Below are 916 nucleotides of genomic sequence, written 5' to 3'. Positions count from 1 at the left end.
ATTTAAGCCTTTCTAAGCGATTAGAATTGCGATGATTTTTCTATCTTATATGTTTACTCAGCGAGTAATATTAGTTTTAAAAACGAGCACGCTAACGGTTTTAAACGTGCGAAGGCACACCTTTAGGTCTAGCACACTACGGGATGGATTGCAGGGAAGGAAATAGGAAGAGAGGGAACGCGCCCAAATGATATCGACGTCATACGTCTATGCCATTTGGGCAAAAATCGTTAATTTTCTAGCTTTTCTTCGAAAACACCTAGTTCGCGACCTAACCAAATCGCGCTCTCTGTGTGATCACGCAGTTCTCGTTCGCTGACCGGGTGAATAAGCACAGAAAAATCCCCACGAATGGTATCTAACCAAGCCAAAAACTCTTCACTGATCGACTCAAGGTGCATTTCAAACATCGGCATCTTGTGCGGGCCGACTAATCTGTCGACCAATGGATACACGCGCAACACATCTTGACGCTCTTGGCGGATGATCTCATTCAGAGCTTGTGCTTTTTCCAACTGTTGCAAAGGAAAGTAAACGTGAACGTGGTACATAACTTCTCCAATCTGAATTCTAAGTGTTGCACTCCCCCGTCGTTCAAAGCCTGTGTAGTCATCTAAACACTGAGCCACACTATGTTCGAATTAACGCCGCTTAGGCACGTTGGAATCCAAACTTCTTCAATTGACTGCCACCCTACCTTGATTCCGTCTGATTGGGAAGAAGTTATCTTTCTGCAACAAATAAATCTACGACACTCAAATACTTTAGCTTTGTTTGTCAAATTTCACAGCCCAATTTTGTTGCAACTTTGTAACAAATGAAGGTGATTAAATTCAGCCTTTGAAATGAATAATATAAAAAACCAGTATTTTACTCTGCAAAAATGGGGTGTAAGCAAAACTTTACTGATGGGTTA

Annotated in this window: 1 protein-coding gene; it reads right to left on the bottom strand. The window is 41.6% G+C overall.

Features of this window, described 5'->3' with window-relative positions; translation table 11 throughout:
- Window positions 1–230: 230 nt before the first annotated feature.
- Complete coding sequence (locus R7Z50_RS25530) at window positions 231–551, bottom strand: DOPA 4,5-dioxygenase family protein (RefSeq protein WP_005455725.1); 321 nt, start codon at window positions 549–551, stop codon at window positions 231–233.
- Window positions 552–916 lie beyond the last annotated feature (365 nt).

It is taken from the genome of Vibrio sp. 1249-1 (genome assembly GCF_033340495.1).
Note: the sequence above shows the minus strand (reverse complement) of the source record. Positions and strands in the feature narration are given on the sequence as shown.

Excerpts from the sequence above, each read along its gene's own strand:
- R7Z50_RS25530 (WP_005455725.1), bottom strand. The coding sequence starts at position 551 with ATGTACCACGTTCACGTTTACTTTCCTTTGCAACAGTTGGAAAAAGCA.